Genomic DNA, 19,439 nt, shown 5'->3' on the forward strand with positions numbered 1-19,439 from the left:
GTGGTGTGTTTAATTGATGAAAAATGATTTTACAAGGTCCAAAGGTATACTGCTTATAATTCTTGGGTCTATACTATGGGGGGCAACCGGACCCATGATGGAATGGATATTAAATAATACAAATTTGTCCGTTTCCTTTTTTTTGACGGTCCGCTTAATAACGGCCGGTTTATGCATACTATTTTTTCTCTCCATAACTGGTAAGCAAATATTTCTGATATGGAAAGATATTAGTTGGCTTAAACAATTAGTTGTTTTCAGCGTGCTAGGAATGTTAGGTGTTCAATATACATTTGTTGCTGCAATTGAAGCAAGTAATGCATCAATCGCTACACTGCTTCAGTTTCTAGGACCTGTCTATATCATTTTATTTTTATCTTGGAAGAACAAAATATTTCCACCTAAATATCAGATTATAGGTATTATCGGCACGCTAATCGGTTTGTTTTTGTTGTTAACGAATGCAAATGTGAAGGTATTATTAATAAGTAAAGAAGCTTTACTTTGGGGCTTAGCGGTAGGTGTAGCTTTTTCCATTTATACCGTCTATCCCGCTCGATTAATGAAAGAGTGGGGAGTTCTTCTTATTGTAGGTTGGGGAATGTTAGTAGGAGGGGTAGTGCTAGCAGGAGTTACCCAAGTATGGAAATCAGATGAATGGACACATCTTACTGTATTTCCTATAAACTTGATCGTTGTAATTATTATACTAATAGGAACCATTGCGTTTATCTTGTTTTTGTCGAGTATGAAATACATAACAGCAGTGGAAACAAGTATACTTTCTAGCATTGAGCCATTAACCGCGATGATTATATCGGTATTCTGGTTTGGACAAATACTTGGATCATGGCAATATATTGGAGTAATTATTATGCTTCTATTTGTCACCTGGCTCTCTATTGCAGGAGAAATTAAATGGATGCGTAAAAGTAAAAGATGACTTTCAAAATATTAAGTCATCTTTTTCTATGTCTTCAGAAGAGTTTATGGCATAATAGGTTTTACAAGAATTAATTCGAGTATCGAAGAATCTAGGGGTGTTTTAATTTTGAAGACAATTCTTTCTTATTTATCTCCATATAAAATATTGGTTATTGTCGCTTTAGTGTTGATGTTAGTAGAGCTTTCCGTAGAGCTTGTTCAACCATTGCTAATTGCTATTATTATTGATGATGGTATTTTGGCTGAGGACCAGCAAGCTATTATTCTTTGGGGAAGTATCATGCTCGGGATATCTTTTTTGGCATTCTTAGCAGGAATTATTAATACATATATCGCTTCTCATATTGTGCAAAGTTATGGGTTTGATATACGTCAGGCATTATTTAAAAAAGTGCAAGCCTTTACAATGGCTACTTTTTTAAAGTTTCCAACAGCTAGTTTAATCACACGTTTAACTACTGATGTGACAATTACACAAAATTTAATTTTTATGGGATTACGTATTATGCTTCGAGCGCCTTTACTAGTCGTAGGAAGTATTATTATGTCCTTTATAGTGAATCCATACTTGGCTATGTTCTTAGTAATAGGTGCTCCATTTTTAGTTGTATTCTTATACATAATGAGTAGGAATGGCTTAAAATTATTTAGTAAAGTTCAAAAAAGGGTAGACCAGGTCACAAGGAAAATACAAGAAAATTTACAGGCGGTACGTTTAATAAAAGCATATTTGCGTGGTAATTTTGAGTCAAGTCGTTTTGCATCTGTTGCAGATAACTTAAAAGTGGATAATGTTAAAGCATTCCGTATCATGGAGTTAATACTGCCTGTATTGCTCTTTGTAATGAATGTCAGCTTATTGGCAGTATTATGGTTTGGAGCAAAAGAAATTCAAACGGGTGACGTGGAATTAGGGGAGCTAGTAGCTATTATTAACTATGCGATGCGTATGACAGGTGCCTTTTCTATGTTTGCTTTCATTATTATTTTCTTCTCTAGAGCAAAAGCATCATCGGAACGGATGGAGGAAGTGCTCAAGGTCGAGGAGGGCATTGAAATTATTAATGAAGACTCAGAAGGGACGACCCCGGGAATAGGAGAAATTGAGTTTCAGCATGTGTCATTTCATTACCCAACGACAGATTTACCTGTATTAAAAGACGTCTCATTTAAAGTGCAACCAGGATCCAAGCTTGCGATTATGGGAGCTACTGGTTCTGGAAAATCAACGCTTCTCAATTTAATCCCGAGGTTTTTCGATACAACAGAAGGAACTATATTAATAGACGGAATCGATGTTAAAGAATGGCCACTTAAAGAGTTAAGAAAGATAATTGGACTTGTTCCTCAACAATCTATCCTTTTTACGGGAAGTATAGAAGAAAATCTTGGGTGGGGAGATCAGGCGGCGACGGAAGAGTTGCTGAGAGAAGCAGCTAATCAAGCGCAAATTCATGAATCTATCGAACAATTCCCAGACCAATACAATACGAGAGTAGGGCAAAAGGGAGTCAATCTCTCTGGAGGTCAGAAACAGAGATTATCCATTGCACGTGCACTCGTAAGGAAACCAGAAATATTATTATTAGATGATAGTACAAGTGCATTAGATGTTTCAACAGAAAATGCGTTGTGGGAAGCTCTTGAAGAAGAAAATGCAACGATGCTTGTTATTACCCAGAAAATCCGAACTGCAAAGGGCGCAGATCATATTTTACTATTAGAAGAGGGCCAGGTATCTGCTTATGGAACTCATGATGAGTTGATGAAGGACTCCACTCTTTACAAAGCAATAGCGGAATCGCAACAAGAGGGGGGCGAACATGATGAACTTCATTCGTAAACCTTTCGGCTATGAGCCTATTATTACTAAAGAAGATTTACAGAAAGACCATAAAAAGAAGGTGGATAAAGCTACCGATTGGAAGGGTGTTTTAAAGGGGATTTGGAATTTAGTAGACGAACAACGTTTTCTATTAGTCATCGTTCTTCTGATGGTAGTTGTCAGCTCGGCATTAGCTTTAGTTGGACCATATCTAATCGGAGTAATTGTGGATGACCATATCTCCAAAAGTATATTTGTCGGTCTTTCCAAAATAATTGGAGTATTACTTTTCGTTTACTTGTTTTTCTCTATTGCTACTTATTTGCAAAGTTATTGGATGATTGGCATTTCTCAGCAAACAATATTTAGACTTCGTACAGGATTATTTGAACATTTACAGAAGCTCCCCGTGTCCTTTTTTGATAAACGCCAGCACGGCGAGTTAATGAGTCGTATGACAAATGATATTGAAAACGTTAGTCAAACTTTAAATTCGTCCTTTATCCAAGTATTTTCAAGTATTCTAACTTTGGTTGGGACAACAGTTGTCATGCTTTTATTGAGTCCGCTTATGACCTTAGTGACGCTTATCATTGTGCCTTTTATGTATTTTGCAATGAGATGGATAACGAAGCGCACCTCAAAATTATTTAAGGAACAGCAAAAAGCAGTCGGTGAACTAAATGGAATGATTGAAGAAACAATTTCTGGTCAACGAATTGTAAAAGCCTTCTCACAAGAAGGAAGAATGCTAGAAGAGTTTGCTATTAAAAGTGAACGCTTAAAGAGAACTGGATTTTGGGCTTTAACTTACTCCGGTTTTATACCAAAAGTGATGAACTTATTGAATAATACAAGTTTTACACTAGTTGCTGCTGTAGGTGGGTTATTAGCCTATTATGGGCATGTGACAATAGGAGAGATTGTTATTTTTACGGAGTATTCAAGGCAGTTTACTCGTCCATTAAATGATTTAGCTAACCAATTCAATACGGTATTGTCTGCAATTGCAGGTGCGGAACGTGTTTTTGCTATTATGGATGAGCCAATTGAAGACGACGCTGCTCTAGACAATGCAGATTATGTATTGAAAGGAAATGTAACATTTGAAGATGTAACGTTTTATTACAACAAAGATGATGAGTCTCCGACTATTTCCAATGTATCTTTTCATGTGGATTCAGGGAAAACTGCCGCATTAGTTGGCGCAACAGGAGCTGGAAAAACGACCATTATGCAGCTGCTAGCGCGTTTTTATGAAGTAAATGGTGGACGCATATTAGTAGACGGGATTTCTATCGATGAGTTGCCTAGACATACTCTACGAAGTCAAACGGCATTTGTTTTACAGGATCCGTTTTTGTTCGAAATGACGGTAAGAGAAAATATTAGATATGGCAAATTAAATGCTACGGATGAAGAAGTGTTACACGCTGCTAAAGAAGCGAATGCACATGATTTCATCATGAAATTACCACATGGCTATGACACCATTTTATCAGCTGATGGTGGCGAAATTAGTCAAGGTCAAAAGCAGTTATTATCCATTGCACGAGCGCTAATTGCAGATCCAGCAATACTATTATTAGATGAAGCAACATCGAGTATAGATACTGTGACCGAGATGAAAATCCAAGAGGCACTTGAACGACTAATGGAGGGAAGAACGAGTTTTGTAATAGCCCATCGACTAAATACGATACGCCAAGCCGATTTAATATTCGTGATGGAAGCTGGAAAACTAATCGAGTCGGGTACACAAGATGAGTTGTTGCAAAAGAAAGGCAAATATTATAGTATGTTAACGAATTCAAAGACTTAAGGAGAAATAAATGAATATATCTATAATGACTGTGTCCTTTCCTTTAGACGAGGAGACAATGGAAGAAATAACGGAAATGATAGTTGAGGCAGAAAACATGGATAAAGTGGATTATACTTCTCTACTAAATGTAGGGGAGCTATCCGACTTCTATACAAAGGGTTTTTGCATACTAGCCTATGAGGACGATAGCGATCGTTTGGTTGGCGTGTTAACGTCCATTGATCGAATAGCGACACTCGATTTTGAATGGAGTAGTGTTGTGCTACCTGGTGTTCGGAGATTAGGGATAGGCGAACGACTGGTAAGAGAATTGGGAAAAAACCTAGAAGTAAGAGCAGCTGTTTCAGATATCGCTTTAAATCCAGAAAGCTCGGAAGCAGGTAAGCAGCTACTGCATAAACTTGGATATGCTTTTGATTTTCAAGAGCGAACAATGGTAGCAGCTACGATGAGAAAAGTGGAAATAGAAAGTGAAGTCGAAGTATTAGAATACACCAAAGAAGAGTCAGAGGTCGTTGACGTATTAGTAAGTGCATTTGGCGACACGGAAGAAGAATCTAAAGTGTTAATTGATTTTAATACTCAAACGCCAAATCGTCATTTGATGGTTGCTTACTTACAAGGTGAAGTAGTCGGAACAGTTACTGTAGTTGAGGAAGGCGAAAAGCTATGGGTGACAGGGCTTGCTGTTCATGAAAATGCACGTAATAATGGTGTGGCAACATCCTTATTAAACTGGAGTAAAAACGAAGCTAATCGTATGGGGAAAACATCGGTCTATTTGGATGTAGAAACTGATAATACTCAGGCATTGTCTATTTATGAAAGAGCTGGATTTACGACAGTGAGTAATACTCATTTTTATACAAGAAGTTTGCTAAATTAGGCAATGTTAAAATAGGTTGCTGATATTGAAATAGAGAGGGCTTGGAGAACTTCCAAGCCCTTTTCTTGTGTTTACTAAGGCATGTCGTTAGAAATTATATTATTATTTTTGATACTAGGAGGAGAAAAACAAAGTTTTTCTATTATTTTGGGAGATTTAGTTGCCATGAAACTCCGAAACGGTCATTTAGCCAACCAAACTTTTTACTAAAACCATAGTCACCTAAAGGCATGAGTGTTTGTCCACCTTCGTTGAGTGATTGATAAAGATCGTTCAGTTCCTCTTCCGTATCACATGTAACAAATATTGAGACTGAAGGAGTAAAAGAAAATTGATGTTTCACATGACTGTCAATACACATAAATTCTTGCTGTTTTAAAGTAAAGGTAGCCTGCATTACCGTTCCTTCTTTTCCAGATTCATTAGGTCCGTAACGAACAATACTTGTAATTTGAGAATCCTCGATAAGGCTTGTGTAATAATTCATCGCTTCTTCTGCATTGTCATCTTGAAACATTAAGAATGTCGCTAACTTTTCCATTTAATCTACTCCTTTTCATATCAATCCTCTAAAGTATAAATCAATTCTTATAAAAATATCCATAATCGATTAATTGACCTTTTTCTTAAACAGCGTCTTCAATTAAATGGAACAGAGAGGATAATCATTTCTTCAAGATAAGAGGTACAAATAGAGGAAAAGACTTTTGCTATATAGAATATACAAAATGAGGAGGGAAGATAATGTTCATCGTTAATGTTGAAGGGGCAATCTACCAAAATGATAAGTGGCTGTTAATAAGAAGGAGTGAAAAAGAAGAGCACGCAGGAGGGTTATTATCTCTTGTTGGAGGTAAGGTAGAGAAAGATGGGATATCTTCCAATATATTAGAAGAAACGCTAAAAAGAGAAATTTCAGAAGAAGTGGGTGTACAGGTTTCCAATCTTAGGTATGTTAATAGTACTTTATTTGTAACTGAAACGGGTTTAACTGTCGTAGACATTGTTTTTCTTTGCGAGCATGAATCTGGCATACCTTATGCTAAATGCCTGGATGAGGTGAGTGAAGTTTATTGGGTATCGACACAGGAAATTATAGATAATCCAGACTTGCCAGTTTATCTGAAAGCAAATATTAAATTGGCATATAAACTTCTCCATTCTTAGTGTATTAGCCAGGGAAGTACGTGGAGAGACTTAGACCTGGGTATGGAACCGTTCGAAGATAGAGGATATGAATTTATAAAAGAGTTAGCTAATACATATAGTAAAAAACTAATAATGGATTGAGGTGAAAGGATGTTTTTAAGAAGAATTGAACTCCAAAGAGATAATATTTCATCTTATAATCAGTATCCATTTTCTATACCATCTATCAAAAACTTAGATCAACTAGATTTACACAACAAAGTTACTTTTTTCGTAGGAGAAAATGGATCGGGAAAATCTACTTTGTTAGAAGCTATAGCAGATAAATGTGAATTCAATACGGCTGGAGGAGGAAGAAATAACTTTTACGAGGTAGATGCATCAGAATCATCACTTGGAGATTATATAAGGCTCTCCTGGCTTCCGAAAGTTACCAATGGCTTCTTTCTTCGTGCGGAGTCATTTTATAATTTTGCCACTCATATAGATACACTGGGAACTGGTCCTTACGGCGGAAAATCCTTACACCATCAATCTCATGGAGAGGCATTTTTCTCGCTTTTCTCTAATAGATTTAGAGGTAGAGGTATTTATTTGCTAGATGAGCCGGAAGCGGCTTTATCACCAGCACGTCAGCTAGCGTTTCTAAGAATTCTACATGACTTAGTACAAGAAGATGATAGCCAATTTATCATCGCCACACACTCACCTATTTTATTAGGTTACCCGGAAGCTGTTATTCTAAGTTTTGACAACGGGGAAATTACAGAAATAGAATATGAAGAAACGGACCATTTTCAACTGACGAAATACTTTTTACAAAATAGAGAAAAGTTTTTGAAAGACATTTTAGAAGAGGAATAAAAGCTGGTGATTTGTGCTTTCTTATACAAAAAACAAAGAGGTATAATAAAGTGAATATAGTACAAGGAGGTAGGCTCCATGAAAATTTATGCCCATCGAGGTTCTTCAGGTACGCATCCAGAAAACACAATCGCAGCTTTTAAAGCAGCTGCAAAACTACCAATACATGGTGTGGAATTCGATGTTCATATGACGAAAGACCATGAATTGGTTGTAATACATGATGAAACCATAAATCGTACATCCAATGGAACAGGGTTTATCAAAGATATGACATTAGCTGAATTAAAGAAATTTGACTTTGGTTCTTGGTACTCCCACGAATTTAAAAAAGAAACAATCCCCACGCTAAGAGAAGTGCTATATGTATTTAAAGATACACATCATCATCTAAATATAGAGCTGAAATCTGACGTTTTTCCATATGAAGGTATGGAGCAGGCAGTGCTACAAATGTTAAAGGATTATCGATTAGAGGCTCGTGTCGTAATCTCCTCGTTCAACCATGAGATGGTTCGGAATGTTAAACAATTGGCTCCACCTATAGAAACGGCTGTACTCTTTATGGAAGTTATGATTGAACCGCACAAATATGCTGAAGTGGTAGGAGCAGATGCCTTACATGCATTTTTCCCGACAGTTCTTAGGAAAATGGGAGCAGAAGCCATTGCAAGTGGTAAAAAAGTTCGTGTTTTTACAGTCAATGATGAAAAATATGCAGATTTGTTAAAACAAATTGGGATAGATGCTATTTTCACGGACTACCCAGAGAAAATGTGGAAATACCTTCAATCATAAGAAAATGGACTACGAAAAATTGTAGTCCATTTTTTTGTATAATTATTTACTTGCGCGACAGTATTGTATACTAGTGCAGATCAATAAATAGATGCATTTCCCAGTCCACAAGTAATCTTCAGAAGAACGCTCTGCACTGCTACGTTCTAAAAACTTCTGAGCAAATGAGTTCCAATTGTAAAAGAGTAAACTAAATAATTACTTTCTCATCAATAAATACATAAAGTAAGGAGCCCCTATTAAAGCAACGACTACTCCGGCTGGTATACCATTTGGTTCGATAACATTGCGACCGATAGTATCAGCAAATAGCAAGAGCCAACCGCCAATGAGGATAGAAATAGGGATGAATAATTGATGACGTGGTCCAACTAATGATTTGGCAATATGAGGGGCCATTAAGCCTACAAAAGCAATTCCTCCAGTTACAGACACTGCAGATGCTGCAAGAGCCACAGCGGCTAATAAAAGGGTAATACGCTCCTTCTCAATTGCAACACCTACGCCAATTGCTACAGGTTCATTTAAGTTGAGTAAGTTTAGTTTATTTGCCTTATATAACGTAAACGGAATAAGTACGATTAGCCAAGGTAAAAGTGCCAAAATAAATGGCCAATCCGCACCCCAAATATTCCCTGCCATCCAATTAGCAATGAAGTCTACTTTTTGACGATCAGCTGAAGAGATAAAGACAATCATTAAGCCTGAAAGAGCCATAGAGAATCCAACACCAACTAAAATTAATCGAACTGGCTGTAGCCCTGTTCCTCGGTTATACGAAAGGATATATATAAAAATTGCAGTAATCAAAGCGCCAATAAATGCCACTAAAGGTAGTAAGTATACAAAAGAACCAGATTGAATCGGTATGAATAAGAAGAAAATTGAAACTGCCACTCCGGCTCCGGAGTTAATCCCAATAATACCGGGATCTGCTAAATCATTACGTGTAATGCTTTGTAAAATAGCACCAGATAGCGCTAATGCCATACCAGCAAGAATTGTAATGATAATTCTTGGTAAGCGAACTGAGAACAAAACAAATTCCTCTTTAAATGTGCCTTGCCCTAAAAAAGTTGGTAATAGACGATTAAAGGTTAGGGTAGAATAACCAATACCTGCACTTATAAAAGCAGTAATAACGATCAACGATAGTAAAACAATAAAAAGTATACGTTGTTTTTTAACTTGCTGACGATGAATCATTGAAAAATACGCCCTCCTTTACGAACGATCACTAAAAAGAAAGGTAATCCCATAATAGCTATAATGGCAGCGACTGGTGTCTCATACGGAATATTTATAGTTCGTCCAATTGTATCAGCAATAAGCATTAGGAATGCTCCTACTATAACGGACATAGGAATAATTAGACGGTAGTCTGTTCCAACTATTGATCGAACAATATGAGGGACCATTAAACCGACAAAAGCCATATTTCCTACAAGTGCTACAGAGGCTCCGGCAAGTAGAATAACAACTATAAATAAAATTGTTTTCGTTTGAGTAGTTTTTTGCCCAAGTCCGACTGCTACTTCTTCATTTAAACTTAAAATAGTTAACTGTCTAGATAGTAAAAGTGCTACAACGATTCCCATAGCGATAAAGGGAGTAATCATCTGGAGCTGACTCCAGGAAGTTCCTATTAATCCACCCGCTGTCCACATAGAGACATCTTTCGAAATCTTAAAATAGATTCCCACTCCGTCGGCAACAGCATACAAAAACGCGGATACTGCTGCACCAGCTAGAACTATTCGGAGAGGGGAAAAGCCACCTTTTTTCGTTGCCCCAATACCAAATACCATCACTGCACCAACTGCAGCTCCTATAAAACATGCAATAGTGATACCAAAGTAATTTATCCCAGGAATTAGTGCAAGGCTAATAGCGAGGGCTGCGTTCGCACCCGATGTCAATCCTAATAATCCAGGATCGGCGAGGGGATTGCGCGTTATACCTTGCATAATAGCACCTGACACCGCTAAAGCAGCACCAACCAACATTGCTGCAACTTCTCTAGGTAGTCTTAGCTCTCTTAATATATTGATAGAATCGCTTTTGACACCAGTAAAAATTGATTGCCATACATCTTGTAAGGATGTCGAAGCTGCGCCAAAAACCATCGAAACACAGAACATACCTACCAATAAAATAAGCCCAATAACAAACTTTAAACTAAAATGAATAGAGGTTTTCATCATGTTATCCTTTCTACAAAAATAGTGGAGGAATCCCAATAGAATTCCTCCACTATTATTACTTGTTGTTTAAGAAACTTTCTTTAAAGAACTCCAATTGATAGTCTAATGATATAGGATCATTAAAGTAAAATTCTTCTGCATTTGCTTCAAATAGTTGGCCGTTTTTAACAGCAGGGATATTTTTAAAAACATCTGTTTCTTGGAACGAGTTATCTTGATCTGCGACTTTACTTAAAATCACATAGTCTCCCGCATATTCAGGGAGAACTTCTAAAGATAATGCATAATATCCAGCTTCTAAAGCCATTTCTTTTACTTTGTCAGGCATTTTTAGACCCATTGCTTGATAAATAACTTCCGTTCCGCGACCCCAATTATCGCCGAAGACATATAATTGTTTGTCAAAGTTTTCGAAAACTGAAACAGTAGAATTTTCTCCAATTACTTCTTTAATCTCTTCTCCAGCTACTGCCGAACGTTCTTTGAAATCATCAATCCATGTTTGTGCTTCTTGTTCTTTATTCAGTAGTTTTCCAATTTCTAAATGCTGTGTTAAATAATCTACTTTTCCATAAGTGAATGTTACCGTCGGTGCAATTTCTTTTATTTTGTCTAGATTTTGAGCGGTAGAAAGACCAATTATTAAATCTGGATTTAATTCAATAATCTTTTCTAGATTTTCTTCCGATACTTCTTCCACATCTGCTAGGAACGAATCGTATCCTGGATTAGACTTTGACCAGGAATCTACTCCTACTAAATCTACATCTAGTGCAGCAACATTACCTGCAAAGGTAGAAAGAACAACAACTCGTTGTGGGTCTGCAGGTACTTCAACTGGACCTGTTTCCGATTCATATGTAATAGTAGTGGCTTCTTCTTTCTTCTCACTACCTTTAGTATCTGTCGTTTCACTGTTGCAAGCACCGAGGATAAGTACTAATAAGATAGTAAATGGCAATAATAATTTATTCATTTGTCTATTCTCCTTTTAGTAAATCATATGTAATACACATTGGTTTGCCCGTACGTGGATCTATTCCGATTTCGGCATCTATATTAAAGACACCACGTAACACTTCTTTTGTGATAACTTCTTCACAAGGACCAGCTTTCACAATTTGTCCGTCCTTTAAAGCCACGATATAGTCTGCAAAACGTGCAGCTTGGTTTAAATCATGTAATACCATTACAATGGTGCGTTTTTCCTCTTGATTTAGACGCTGCAGAAGCTCAAGAACTTCCAATTGATGCGCCATATCTAGGTAAGTGGTAGGCTCATCAAGAAAAATAATCTCCGTCTCTTGTGCAAGAGCCATCGCTATCCATACGCGTTGACGTTGACCGCCAGAAAGAGAATCGACTGGTAAATACTTAAAAGTACTTGTGTTTGTAACTTTCATTGCCCAATCTATTACTTCATAATCCTTTTGAGAAAGCCGACCAAAACCTGTTTGATATGGGAAGCGTCCGTAAGAAACTAATTCACCTACTGTTAGACCGCTAGCGCTTTCTGGAGTCTGAGGTAAAATTGCCATCTTTTTGGCAAGAACTTTCGTGTTTTCTTTGGATACATTTTTACCATCTAATACGACCGTACCAGACTGATGAGAAATGATACGTGTAATAGCTTTAAGCAGGGTGGACTTCCCGCATCCGTTAGGTCCAATTATTGTAGTTATTTTCTGATTTGGAATTTGTACAGATAAATCTTTTACGATCAGTTGCTCACCGTAGCCAATGGATAAATCGTCCGTATATAAACGAACCATTTTAAATACCTCCAAACTAATTCTTGCTAAATTTACTGATAACGATTATCATTATCATATTAGCAACTATATTTAATTATTCAACTTATGTCAACAAATAATTTTTAGGGGTAGGAGACTAAAAAAATGCATAATGTATTTGATGTGACGGTTATTGGTGGAGGTCCAGCGGGGTTGTATTCTGCTTTTTATAGTGGTTTAAGAGAAATGAAAGTGAAAATTATAGAGTTCCAACCTCAATTAGGTGGAAAGTTGCATGTGTATCCGGAGAAAATGATTTGGGACGTAGGTGGCCAGACTCCAATTTCCGGTGAACGATTAATCGAACAATTAGTTCAACAAGGACTAACGTTCGACCCAGAAGTTGTAGTGAATGAGAAAGTAGAGTCCATTACTCGCCGAGAAGACGGTATTTTTGTTTTGCACGCCGCTTCAGGAGTGGAACATTTTTCGAAAACTATTATCATTGCAGTAGGAAGTGGGATTTTGAAGCCTACCAAACTAGAAATTGAAGGGGCGGAGCGGTTCGAGGTCAGCAACTTAAACTACACAGTCAAATCAATTCAACGTTTTAAAGATAAGACAGTCATTATCTCAGGTGGAGGAAACGCAGCAATTGATTGGGCAAATGAATTGGAGCCTATTGCCAAAAAAGTATATGTGACTTATCGTAAAGATTCGTTAAATGGTCATGAAGCACAGGTAACTCAGTTGCTAGAAAGCTCTGTAACCTGCTTTTTCAATACGAAGATTACTAAGCTATTCGCTAATGCAAATCATGACATGATAGAACGAGTTGCAGTTCTTAACAATGAGACAGGCGAGGTTATTCAAGTAGAAGTCGATGAGGTTATTATTAATCATGGCTATGATCAGGATGCAGAACTTCTGAAAAAGAGTAAAATATCCATTGATATTGCAGATGATTTCTATGTGAAAGGTACTAGTAGAGGGGAATCATCTGTTGCTGGGATTTATGCAGCAGGGGATATCATCCAATATCCAGGCAAAGTAAATCTAATAGCCGGGACATTCCAAGATGCAGCTAATGCAGTGAATCAGGCAAAGCAATATATCCAACCAGATGCTAACAAATTTGCAATGGTCTCCTCACACAATGAAGTATTTAAAGAACGAAATAAAAAGTTAGTGAAGCAACTCGTATAACATGAGTGCATAAGGTTCTCCTACCTAAAAAAGTTGTCTCTAAGTAACCAATACTTACTGGAGACAACTTTTTTTTTGCAGAAAACGTACCAGGGAAAACCTTACAATTCCAACTGAAATGCAAAAAACTCCAACTAGCAAAAGTGTACTAAAGGAAAAAGAGGATCGTGACATTAGTCGCGATCCTCTTTTTCTTGCCACTCACCATTTAGCTTGATGTTCTTCGATGCATCCGAGTAATTGTTTTACTTCAAGAGTTGGTCCATTTTCTAATTGAATTCTACCATTGAAATAACCCATCATTTGATTTACCTCGGAGTATATAAATTTCATATCCGTTTTAGCAATCCGGTGGAAAAAGGGAGTGAATGTAATATTCACATCTTCAGAGAATTTTGTATGGACTTTCCATGGTTTCATAAAGTCTTTTGTATCGTATGTAAAAAGTAAGTCTTCATGAATTTTGGTCATTTTCCCATCTATGAAAATCGCGTTTTCCGTCATACCTGTACCATCTGTCCATTTGCCTCCAAAATTTAAACCAATTCTTTTGGAGCCAACTCGTTGAGAAGCAAATCCCCAGTTCCAAATAGCAGCTCTTGGCCAAACTCCTCTACCATAGTCAAGAACAGCAAAATTGTCCTCTGGCTGGAATGTGAAGCGGGAATCTCCAATCTTTACAAAACCGGTCGTCGGTAGAGTATGGTGCTTCCCAGTAAATTGAAATTGTTGCCGATTCCAAGGAATAACAACATTTAACGAATCATCTTCAATTGGATGAGATATATGTAAATCTGCATGTAATAAGTCTCCATCAAAATCAGGAATTGTTACGGTCATATGCGTTTCGTTTTGTATATACATTAGTTGGATAGACATTTCTTTGGAATGAAGTTGAATACTTTCTAATATATTTGTTGGCATTTTTAGTTTATTTCCCAGGGGAATCGTAACTGTCTTTTCAACATAACGTTGTGTTTCATAATTAAGGAAATAGACAAAGCAAACTGCTGCGTAATCTAGGTGACTAATCGTCGCAGAAAAAAGAATATCGTCCCCAAAAACACACCAATAATTCCATTTCTTCTTGCGCATATAATGACCTTTTAAGTTACTTTCAATTAGAGGCTTCTTTGCATATCCAATTGCCTTGGGGTTCAAATTACCTTTTTTATCGCAAAGTAGAGTGGGCTCTGAAATTTCTTTTTCTGCATGCTGTTTCACGGACCATCTTCCTTTCTAAAAGTAATTTGTCGAAAAAATTAATTAGTTCATTTATTCCATACTAGCATATATTTCCTGTTTAATCATATAAACAAAATAGAGGGAGGATGAAAATTGGCGACATACAATCGTGAGGCTGCAGTAGCCTATGCACAGAAATGGTGGAACAGTAATAATCCAAGGTTTCCAATGTTCGATGTGGACTGCACTAATTATATTTCACAATGCCTGTTTGCAGGAGGGGCTCCAATGAGAGGGCAACCCAACAGGGAGAGAGGGTGGTGGTTGAGCAGTGAAACATGGAGTTTGAGTTGGAGCACTCCGCATTCATTGCGTTGGTACTTAGCAGGCTCTACAAAGGGTTTGCAAGCAACACAAGTAAATTCGCCTGATCAGTTACTCCCAGGGGATCTTATTTTTTATGATTTCCAAGGCGATGGCAGATATGATCACTCGACCATAGTAACAAGTGTTCAAAATGGTGTTCCTTACGTTAATGCCCATACAAATAATAGCCGCAATAGATACTGGAGCTACGAGGATTCTTATGCCCATACACCGAGGACGAAGTATATATTTTTCCATATAAAAGATAAGTTTTAATGGGAAAACTTTCGGTAAAAATAATATAATAATTGTCAAAAGACTTCCGAAAAATATATATTCGGAAGTCTTTTAATATGAGCTATATCTTGTTTAGTTCCTACAAATACCATAGTAACGCAACTGTATCCTCTCCAGCATGTACTGCTAGGGATGTACTAATCTCGCCAATTGTAAACTGTAAATGTGGTGCTTGTTGTAAGATGGCTTCTTTTAAATCATTTGCTTGCTGCTCGGCATTCGCGTGCATTATATATACATGTTGTAAACCATCATTTACCGAGGCTTCAACTGCCTTATTGATGAGATACTGGATTGCTTTTTTATGAGAACGTACCTTATCTAATTCCTTAAGCTCTCCTTGTGGAGTAATTTGAATAACAGGTTTTATTTTAAGGAGGCTTCCTAAATAGAATTGTACACTACTTAGCCTTCCACCTTTATATAGTTGAGTTAAATTTCCTATTAGAATATAGTTGCGAAACTTCGATACCATTCCTCTTAATGCTGCTGCAATTTCCTGGTATGATTGACCTGCTTCTTGTAATTGCAGACCTCTTTCAACTAATCCTGTAATCCCAGCAGATAAGGAAAGGGAGTCAATAAATTCAACTTGAACTTGTGCGATACCCGCTCCACTAATAGAGGAAGAAAGTGTTCCGCTAAGACTTTTAGAGACATGAATTGCTATGATAGAATTATATTCTTTCCCTAATTTTTCATACAACAGAGCAAATTCACCTGCGGAAGGTTGAGAAGTTTTAATAGACGCTGTTCCATTTCGTATACGATCGTATAGTTGTTCGTGTGTAAGATCTACACCATCTACAAACTGCTCTAATCCAAAATGAATGTTGATAGGGATTACGTATACATCGGGGTGGTCTTTTAGTGTGTTGCTCAAGTACGCACTACTATCGATTAACCACGCGATTTTATTCATAGTCATTTTGAACATCCTATCTTGTTTAGTATTTAAATAATAGTAATTATATCATACGAATACATATTTTATAATTGTATAATCAAGGAAAATACTATGATAGTAATAGTATTATGCTTTCTTATTCCACCATCTTTCCTCCCAAGATTCTACAATGTCGAAGCGGTGACGAATGAGAATAATGATAATGGCAATAGAAACCGGCCAAAGAAAATAAAATGCAGGAATTATCCATATTAAAATAGCATATGCACTAAATGCAACAGTCATACTAAGGGTTGCACTTCTGAATAGCATTATTAAAGCGAGAAAACAAAGGACTAACATCCCAAACAATTGTGGTTGTATAATCATGGAGACACCGATGAACGTGGCAATCCCTTTACCCCCACGCCCTTTTAACCAAAAAGGGAATAGATGTCCTAAAATTACTGCTAGGCCGCCAGCGGCTATATATTCCAGTGGATACTGAAGATAAAAACCGATATAAATAACAAGGACACCTTTTAAAAAGTCACCCAAGAAGGTAAGAAGAAATGCAGATTTACCAAGCACAGAACCCGCATTTCTTGCGCCAAGATTTCCACTTCTTTGTTTACTTAAATCGACTTTTTTCCATTTGCCAATCCACCATGCTGAAAGAAAATTACCGACTATATAACTTAATAACCAATATAAGAGCATATTGTCACCTCAATATATATTCTATTTGTTAGTAAAGGGGGGAATACTTTTTGAAGCTTAAATTATATTTGTTATGTATTCCGTTATTATTTTTACTTGCATCTTGTACGAACTCCGAAAATAATTTACCTAAAGCAAAAGATGGAGTTCTAGTTTTATCTAACGATAATTTCTCAGCTAACAACAAAATACCTCTCAATGGAGAATGGGAGTTTTTTTGGGAAGAGTTACTGAATGAAAGTGAAATAAAAGAACGTACGAAAAAAATGAATCCACCTAACATAAATGTACCATCTTACTGGGAGGATTCGGTTTATACAGCACATGGTTATGGCACATATTATTTGAAAGTGATTTTACCAATAGACAAAGTAGGGAATACTTTAGCGATTACTACCGTCAATCAGGGAACCTCTTATACGCTCACTGTAGATGGAGAGCGAATAGCATCTAATGGGTATGTTGGAAATAGTAAAGAAACAAGTATTCCGGAATATTCCGATCGTTTAGTTTATTTTACACCAAGGGATAGGGAAATAAATATCGTATTACATGTTTCTAATTTTACACACAAATTTGGTGGAGCATTTAACCCAGTTTATATAGGGACACCTGAGAAAGTAATGTATACTCACAATATTCAACTTGCAACCTCCATGTTTATAATTGGAGGTATTCTAATAATGGGCGTTTATGAAATATTTATTTACTTGTTCAGAAGAAAGGAGAAGGTCTTCCTTTATTTCGGGTTGATTAATATTGTGATCGCCATATACTCGCTCTTTAAAATGCCATACTATTACAACAAGATATTTACAGAGGTTCCATGGATCTGGGGACATCGTATAGAGATAATTTCAATTTATTTATTGTTTTTACTTTACTTACTGTTAGGAAAGTCCATGTATCCAAAAGAAATGAAGAAGACGCCAGTACTAATTGGCGTAATTATTTCGTTAGTATGCATAGTTCTCACTTTAGTGTCGCAGCCAAGTTTTTATAGTTCTTTATTAGAATATGTTTTTATCATTTTGGGAATATATATGATTTATAATCTATATGTTGTTCTACTAGCCTATAGGAGGAAGCGACCAACTGCACTCGTTAATTTAATAGCAATCATGGTATTCTTTGCAGCAGTTGTAAATGATGTATTCGCATCATTGAACTTTATCGAATCTCTTCCGTTTGTGACTATTGGATTCTTTTTTTATGTATTAATACAGTCGATCAATTTAAGTCGTGAATTTGCGCTAAAATTAAATGAAGCGGAGGACCTTTCTTTTGATTTGAAAAAATTGAACTTATCATTAGATGAAAAGATAAAAGACAGAACGGAAGAGCTCTATCAAAAAAATGAAGAACTAGAGCGATTGACTTTACTAGATGGTTTGACTGGTATATATAATCGGAGGTACTTTGAAGAACATTTGACTATCTATTTCGAGGAAGCACGATTGTCTACCAAGCTATTAGCTGTTTTAATGATTGATGTGGATAACTTTAAATTGTATAACGATCAAAAAGGACATGTTGCAGGGGACCATTTGTTGATTAATCTTGCTCAACTTTTGAACGATCTCTGTATACCAAATAGTTTTGTTGCTAGATACGGAGGGGAGGAGTTTTCTATTGTTCTAATGGATTACTCTGTTCAAGAGATCATCCAGTTTGCAGAAAATGTTCGTCTGGCAGTGGAGGAACAAAAGTATGAGCAAAGTTCTAACTCGACTTATATCACAATTAGTATTGGGGTATCCTCTACAGAAAATCATTCGTTTGTTCATAAAGAAGAGCTTATAAAAAGAGCAGATCAGGCTTTATACGCTTCTAAGTCAAACGGAAAAAATCAAGTCACTTTCTTATAAATGATTAAATTGGTATGATGGAGAAAATAACTATTAGTGAAAAGGGAGAATGGAATAGTAAATGGTGCAATCACTGACAGTACGAGATGCGATAATTCAAAGAAGATCTATAAAATTATTTAATGGACAGCCTGTAGATAGAGAAATGTTGTTATCTATTTTAGATGATGCTGTTTGGGCGCCCAACCATCAATTGAGACAGCCATGGAGATTTATCGTGGCATGTGGGAAAGAATTAGAAGATTTATATACTGTACTTAAGGAATTTGCAATTCCAAAATGGAATGAGCTTTCTGAAGAAGACTTAGAAAAGCAAATGAAGAAATTTACTACTCCTGGAGGTTACGTCTTTGTTGTAGTTCCTGAGGATGCTCGTCAAAAAGAACGTTTAGAGGATTATGCAGCAGCAAGCATGCTTGTACAAAACATCCAATTACTAGCTTGGGATCAAGGTATTGGATCTTGTTGGAAAACGCCCGGATATTTAGATAATCCATTGTTCCGAAAAACACTTGGAATTCAACCTGGGGAACGTATTATTAGTATGCTACAAGTCGGATACTTTGATGAAATGCCAAAACCAAGAGATCGCAAGGGCGTGGAAGACCTAGTAACGATATTTGAAAAAAAAGAATAACTAAAAGTAAAGCGGGTGAGAGGCATAGGTCTCTCACTCGCTTTT

Annotated in this window: 19 protein-coding genes; 11 read left to right on the forward strand and 8 right to left on the reverse strand. The window is 36.7% G+C overall.

The window, feature by feature from the left end:
* The first annotated feature begins 16 nt into the window (after positions 1–16).
* The 4 genes from MKX39_RS02590 (at position 17) to MKX39_RS02605 (ending at position 5,481) form a co-directional block, all read left to right on the forward strand.
* A complete protein-coding gene (locus MKX39_RS02590; RefSeq protein WP_340768164.1) occupies positions 17–943 on the forward strand; it encodes a DMT family transporter in 927 nt (308 codons plus the stop codon).
* Positions 944–1,051: 108 nt separating this feature from the next.
* Complete coding sequence (locus MKX39_RS02595) at positions 1,052–2,788, forward strand: ABC transporter ATP-binding protein (protein WP_340768166.1); 1,737 nt, start codon at positions 1,052–1,054, stop codon at positions 2,786–2,788.
* Entirely contained in the window at positions 2,772–4,592 is a 1,821-nt protein-coding gene (locus tag MKX39_RS02600; protein WP_340771316.1) for an ABC transporter ATP-binding protein, read from the forward strand. The genes MKX39_RS02595 and MKX39_RS02600 overlap by 17 nt, the downstream gene beginning before the upstream one ends.
* Positions 4,593–4,602: 10 nt before the next feature.
* Positions 4,603–5,481 (forward strand): GNAT family N-acetyltransferase, encoded by an 879-nt coding sequence (locus MKX39_RS02605; protein ID WP_340768167.1) that lies wholly within the window; start codon positions 4,603–4,605, stop codon positions 5,479–5,481.
* A 142-nt stretch (positions 5,482–5,623) separates the two neighbouring features.
* Here MKX39_RS02605 and MKX39_RS02610 read toward each other — a convergent pair whose 3' ends face one another.
* Complete coding sequence (locus MKX39_RS02610) at positions 5,624–6,022, reverse strand: VOC family protein (RefSeq protein ID WP_340768168.1); 399 nt, start codon at positions 6,020–6,022, stop codon at positions 5,624–5,626.
* 203 nt (positions 6,023–6,225) lie between these two features.
* On the opposite strand from MKX39_RS02610, the gene MKX39_RS02615 reads away from it, so the two are divergent.
* The 3 genes from MKX39_RS02615 to MKX39_RS02625 all read left to right on the forward strand — a co-directional run bounded on the left by MKX39_RS02615 (position 6,226) and on the right by MKX39_RS02625 (position 8,292).
* The gene (locus MKX39_RS02615) at positions 6,226–6,648 is read left to right on the forward strand and encodes an NUDIX hydrolase (protein WP_340768170.1); all 423 of its coding nucleotides are present in this window, start codon (positions 6,226–6,228) and stop codon (positions 6,646–6,648) included.
* A 132-nt stretch (positions 6,649–6,780) separates the two neighbouring features.
* Positions 6,781–7,494 (forward strand): AAA family ATPase, encoded by a 714-nt coding sequence (locus tag MKX39_RS02620; RefSeq protein ID WP_093535925.1) that lies wholly within the window; start codon positions 6,781–6,783, stop codon positions 7,492–7,494.
* A gap of 78 nt (positions 7,495–7,572) precedes the next feature.
* On the forward strand, positions 7,573–8,292 hold the full coding sequence (locus tag MKX39_RS02625; protein ID WP_340768171.1) for a glycerophosphodiester phosphodiesterase: 720 nt from the start codon (positions 7,573–7,575) through the stop codon (positions 8,290–8,292).
* A gap of 198 nt (positions 8,293–8,490) precedes the next feature.
* Here MKX39_RS02625 and MKX39_RS02630 read toward each other — a convergent pair whose 3' ends face one another.
* From MKX39_RS02630 to MKX39_RS02645, 4 genes are read right to left on the reverse strand one after another with little or no spacing between them, the layout of a single operon-like run.
* On the reverse strand, positions 8,491–9,498 hold the full coding sequence (locus tag MKX39_RS02630; protein WP_340768172.1) for a FecCD family ABC transporter permease: 1,008 nt from the start codon (positions 9,496–9,498) through the stop codon (positions 8,491–8,493).
* A complete protein-coding gene (locus MKX39_RS02635; protein ID WP_340768173.1) occupies positions 9,495–10,496 on the reverse strand; it encodes a FecCD family ABC transporter permease in 1,002 nt (333 codons plus the stop codon). The genes MKX39_RS02630 and MKX39_RS02635 overlap by 4 nt, the downstream gene beginning before the upstream one ends.
* A gap of 55 nt (positions 10,497–10,551) precedes the next feature.
* Positions 10,552–11,472: an iron-hydroxamate ABC transporter substrate-binding protein gene (locus MKX39_RS02640; RefSeq protein ID WP_340768174.1), complete on the reverse strand. Its 921-nt coding sequence runs from the start codon at positions 11,470–11,472 to the stop codon at positions 10,552–10,554.
* Positions 11,473–11,476: 4 nt separating this feature from the next.
* Complete coding sequence (locus tag MKX39_RS02645) at positions 11,477–12,268, reverse strand: ABC transporter ATP-binding protein (RefSeq protein ID WP_340768175.1); 792 nt, start codon at positions 12,266–12,268, stop codon at positions 11,477–11,479.
* Positions 12,269–12,394: 126 nt separating this feature from the next.
* On the opposite strand from MKX39_RS02645, the gene MKX39_RS02650 reads away from it, so the two are divergent.
* Positions 12,395–13,435 carry an NAD(P)/FAD-dependent oxidoreductase gene (locus MKX39_RS02650; protein ID WP_093535915.1) on the forward strand — a complete coding sequence of 347 codons (1,041 nt, stop codon included), beginning with the start codon at positions 12,395–12,397 and terminating at the stop codon, positions 13,433–13,435.
* A 201-nt stretch (positions 13,436–13,636) separates the two neighbouring features.
* On the opposite strand, the gene MKX39_RS02655 is transcribed toward MKX39_RS02650, so the two are convergent.
* Complete coding sequence (locus tag MKX39_RS02655; RefSeq protein ID WP_340768177.1) at positions 13,637–14,659, reverse strand: DUF2804 domain-containing protein; 1,023 nt, start codon at positions 14,657–14,659, stop codon at positions 13,637–13,639.
* Between the two features lie 114 nt (positions 14,660–14,773).
* On the opposite strand from MKX39_RS02655, the gene MKX39_RS02660 reads away from it, so the two are divergent.
* A complete protein-coding gene (locus MKX39_RS02660) occupies positions 14,774–15,262 on the forward strand; it encodes an amidase domain-containing protein (RefSeq protein ID WP_340761412.1) in 489 nt (162 codons plus the stop codon).
* Between the two features lie 100 nt (positions 15,263–15,362).
* Here MKX39_RS02660 and MKX39_RS02665 read toward each other — a convergent pair whose 3' ends face one another.
* Together MKX39_RS02665 and MKX39_RS02670 are read right to left on the reverse strand one after the other, a co-directional pair.
* A complete protein-coding gene (locus MKX39_RS02665) occupies positions 15,363–16,211 on the reverse strand; it encodes a DegV family protein (RefSeq protein ID WP_175496209.1) in 849 nt (282 codons plus the stop codon).
* A gap of 105 nt (positions 16,212–16,316) precedes the next feature.
* Positions 16,317–16,889: a glycerol-3-phosphate acyltransferase gene (locus MKX39_RS02670; protein WP_340768178.1), complete on the reverse strand. Its 573-nt coding sequence runs from the start codon at positions 16,887–16,889 to the stop codon at positions 16,317–16,319.
* 50 nt (positions 16,890–16,939) lie between these two features.
* Between MKX39_RS02670 and MKX39_RS02675 the strand changes: the two genes are divergently transcribed.
* Both MKX39_RS02675 and MKX39_RS02680 read left to right on the forward strand, forming a co-directional pair.
* Entirely contained in the window at positions 16,940–18,757 is a 1,818-nt protein-coding gene (locus MKX39_RS02675) for a sensor domain-containing diguanylate cyclase (protein ID WP_340768179.1), read from the forward strand.
* A 61-nt stretch (positions 18,758–18,818) separates the two neighbouring features.
* Positions 18,819–19,394 (forward strand): nitroreductase family protein, encoded by a 576-nt coding sequence (locus MKX39_RS02680; protein ID WP_340761415.1) that lies wholly within the window; start codon positions 18,819–18,821, stop codon positions 19,392–19,394.
* The last annotated feature ends 45 nt before the right edge of the window (positions 19,395–19,439 follow it).

Source organism: Psychrobacillus sp. FSL K6-1464 (assembly GCF_038003145.1).
Lineage (GTDB): Bacteria > Bacillota > Bacilli > Bacillales_A > Planococcaceae > Psychrobacillus > Psychrobacillus psychrotolerans.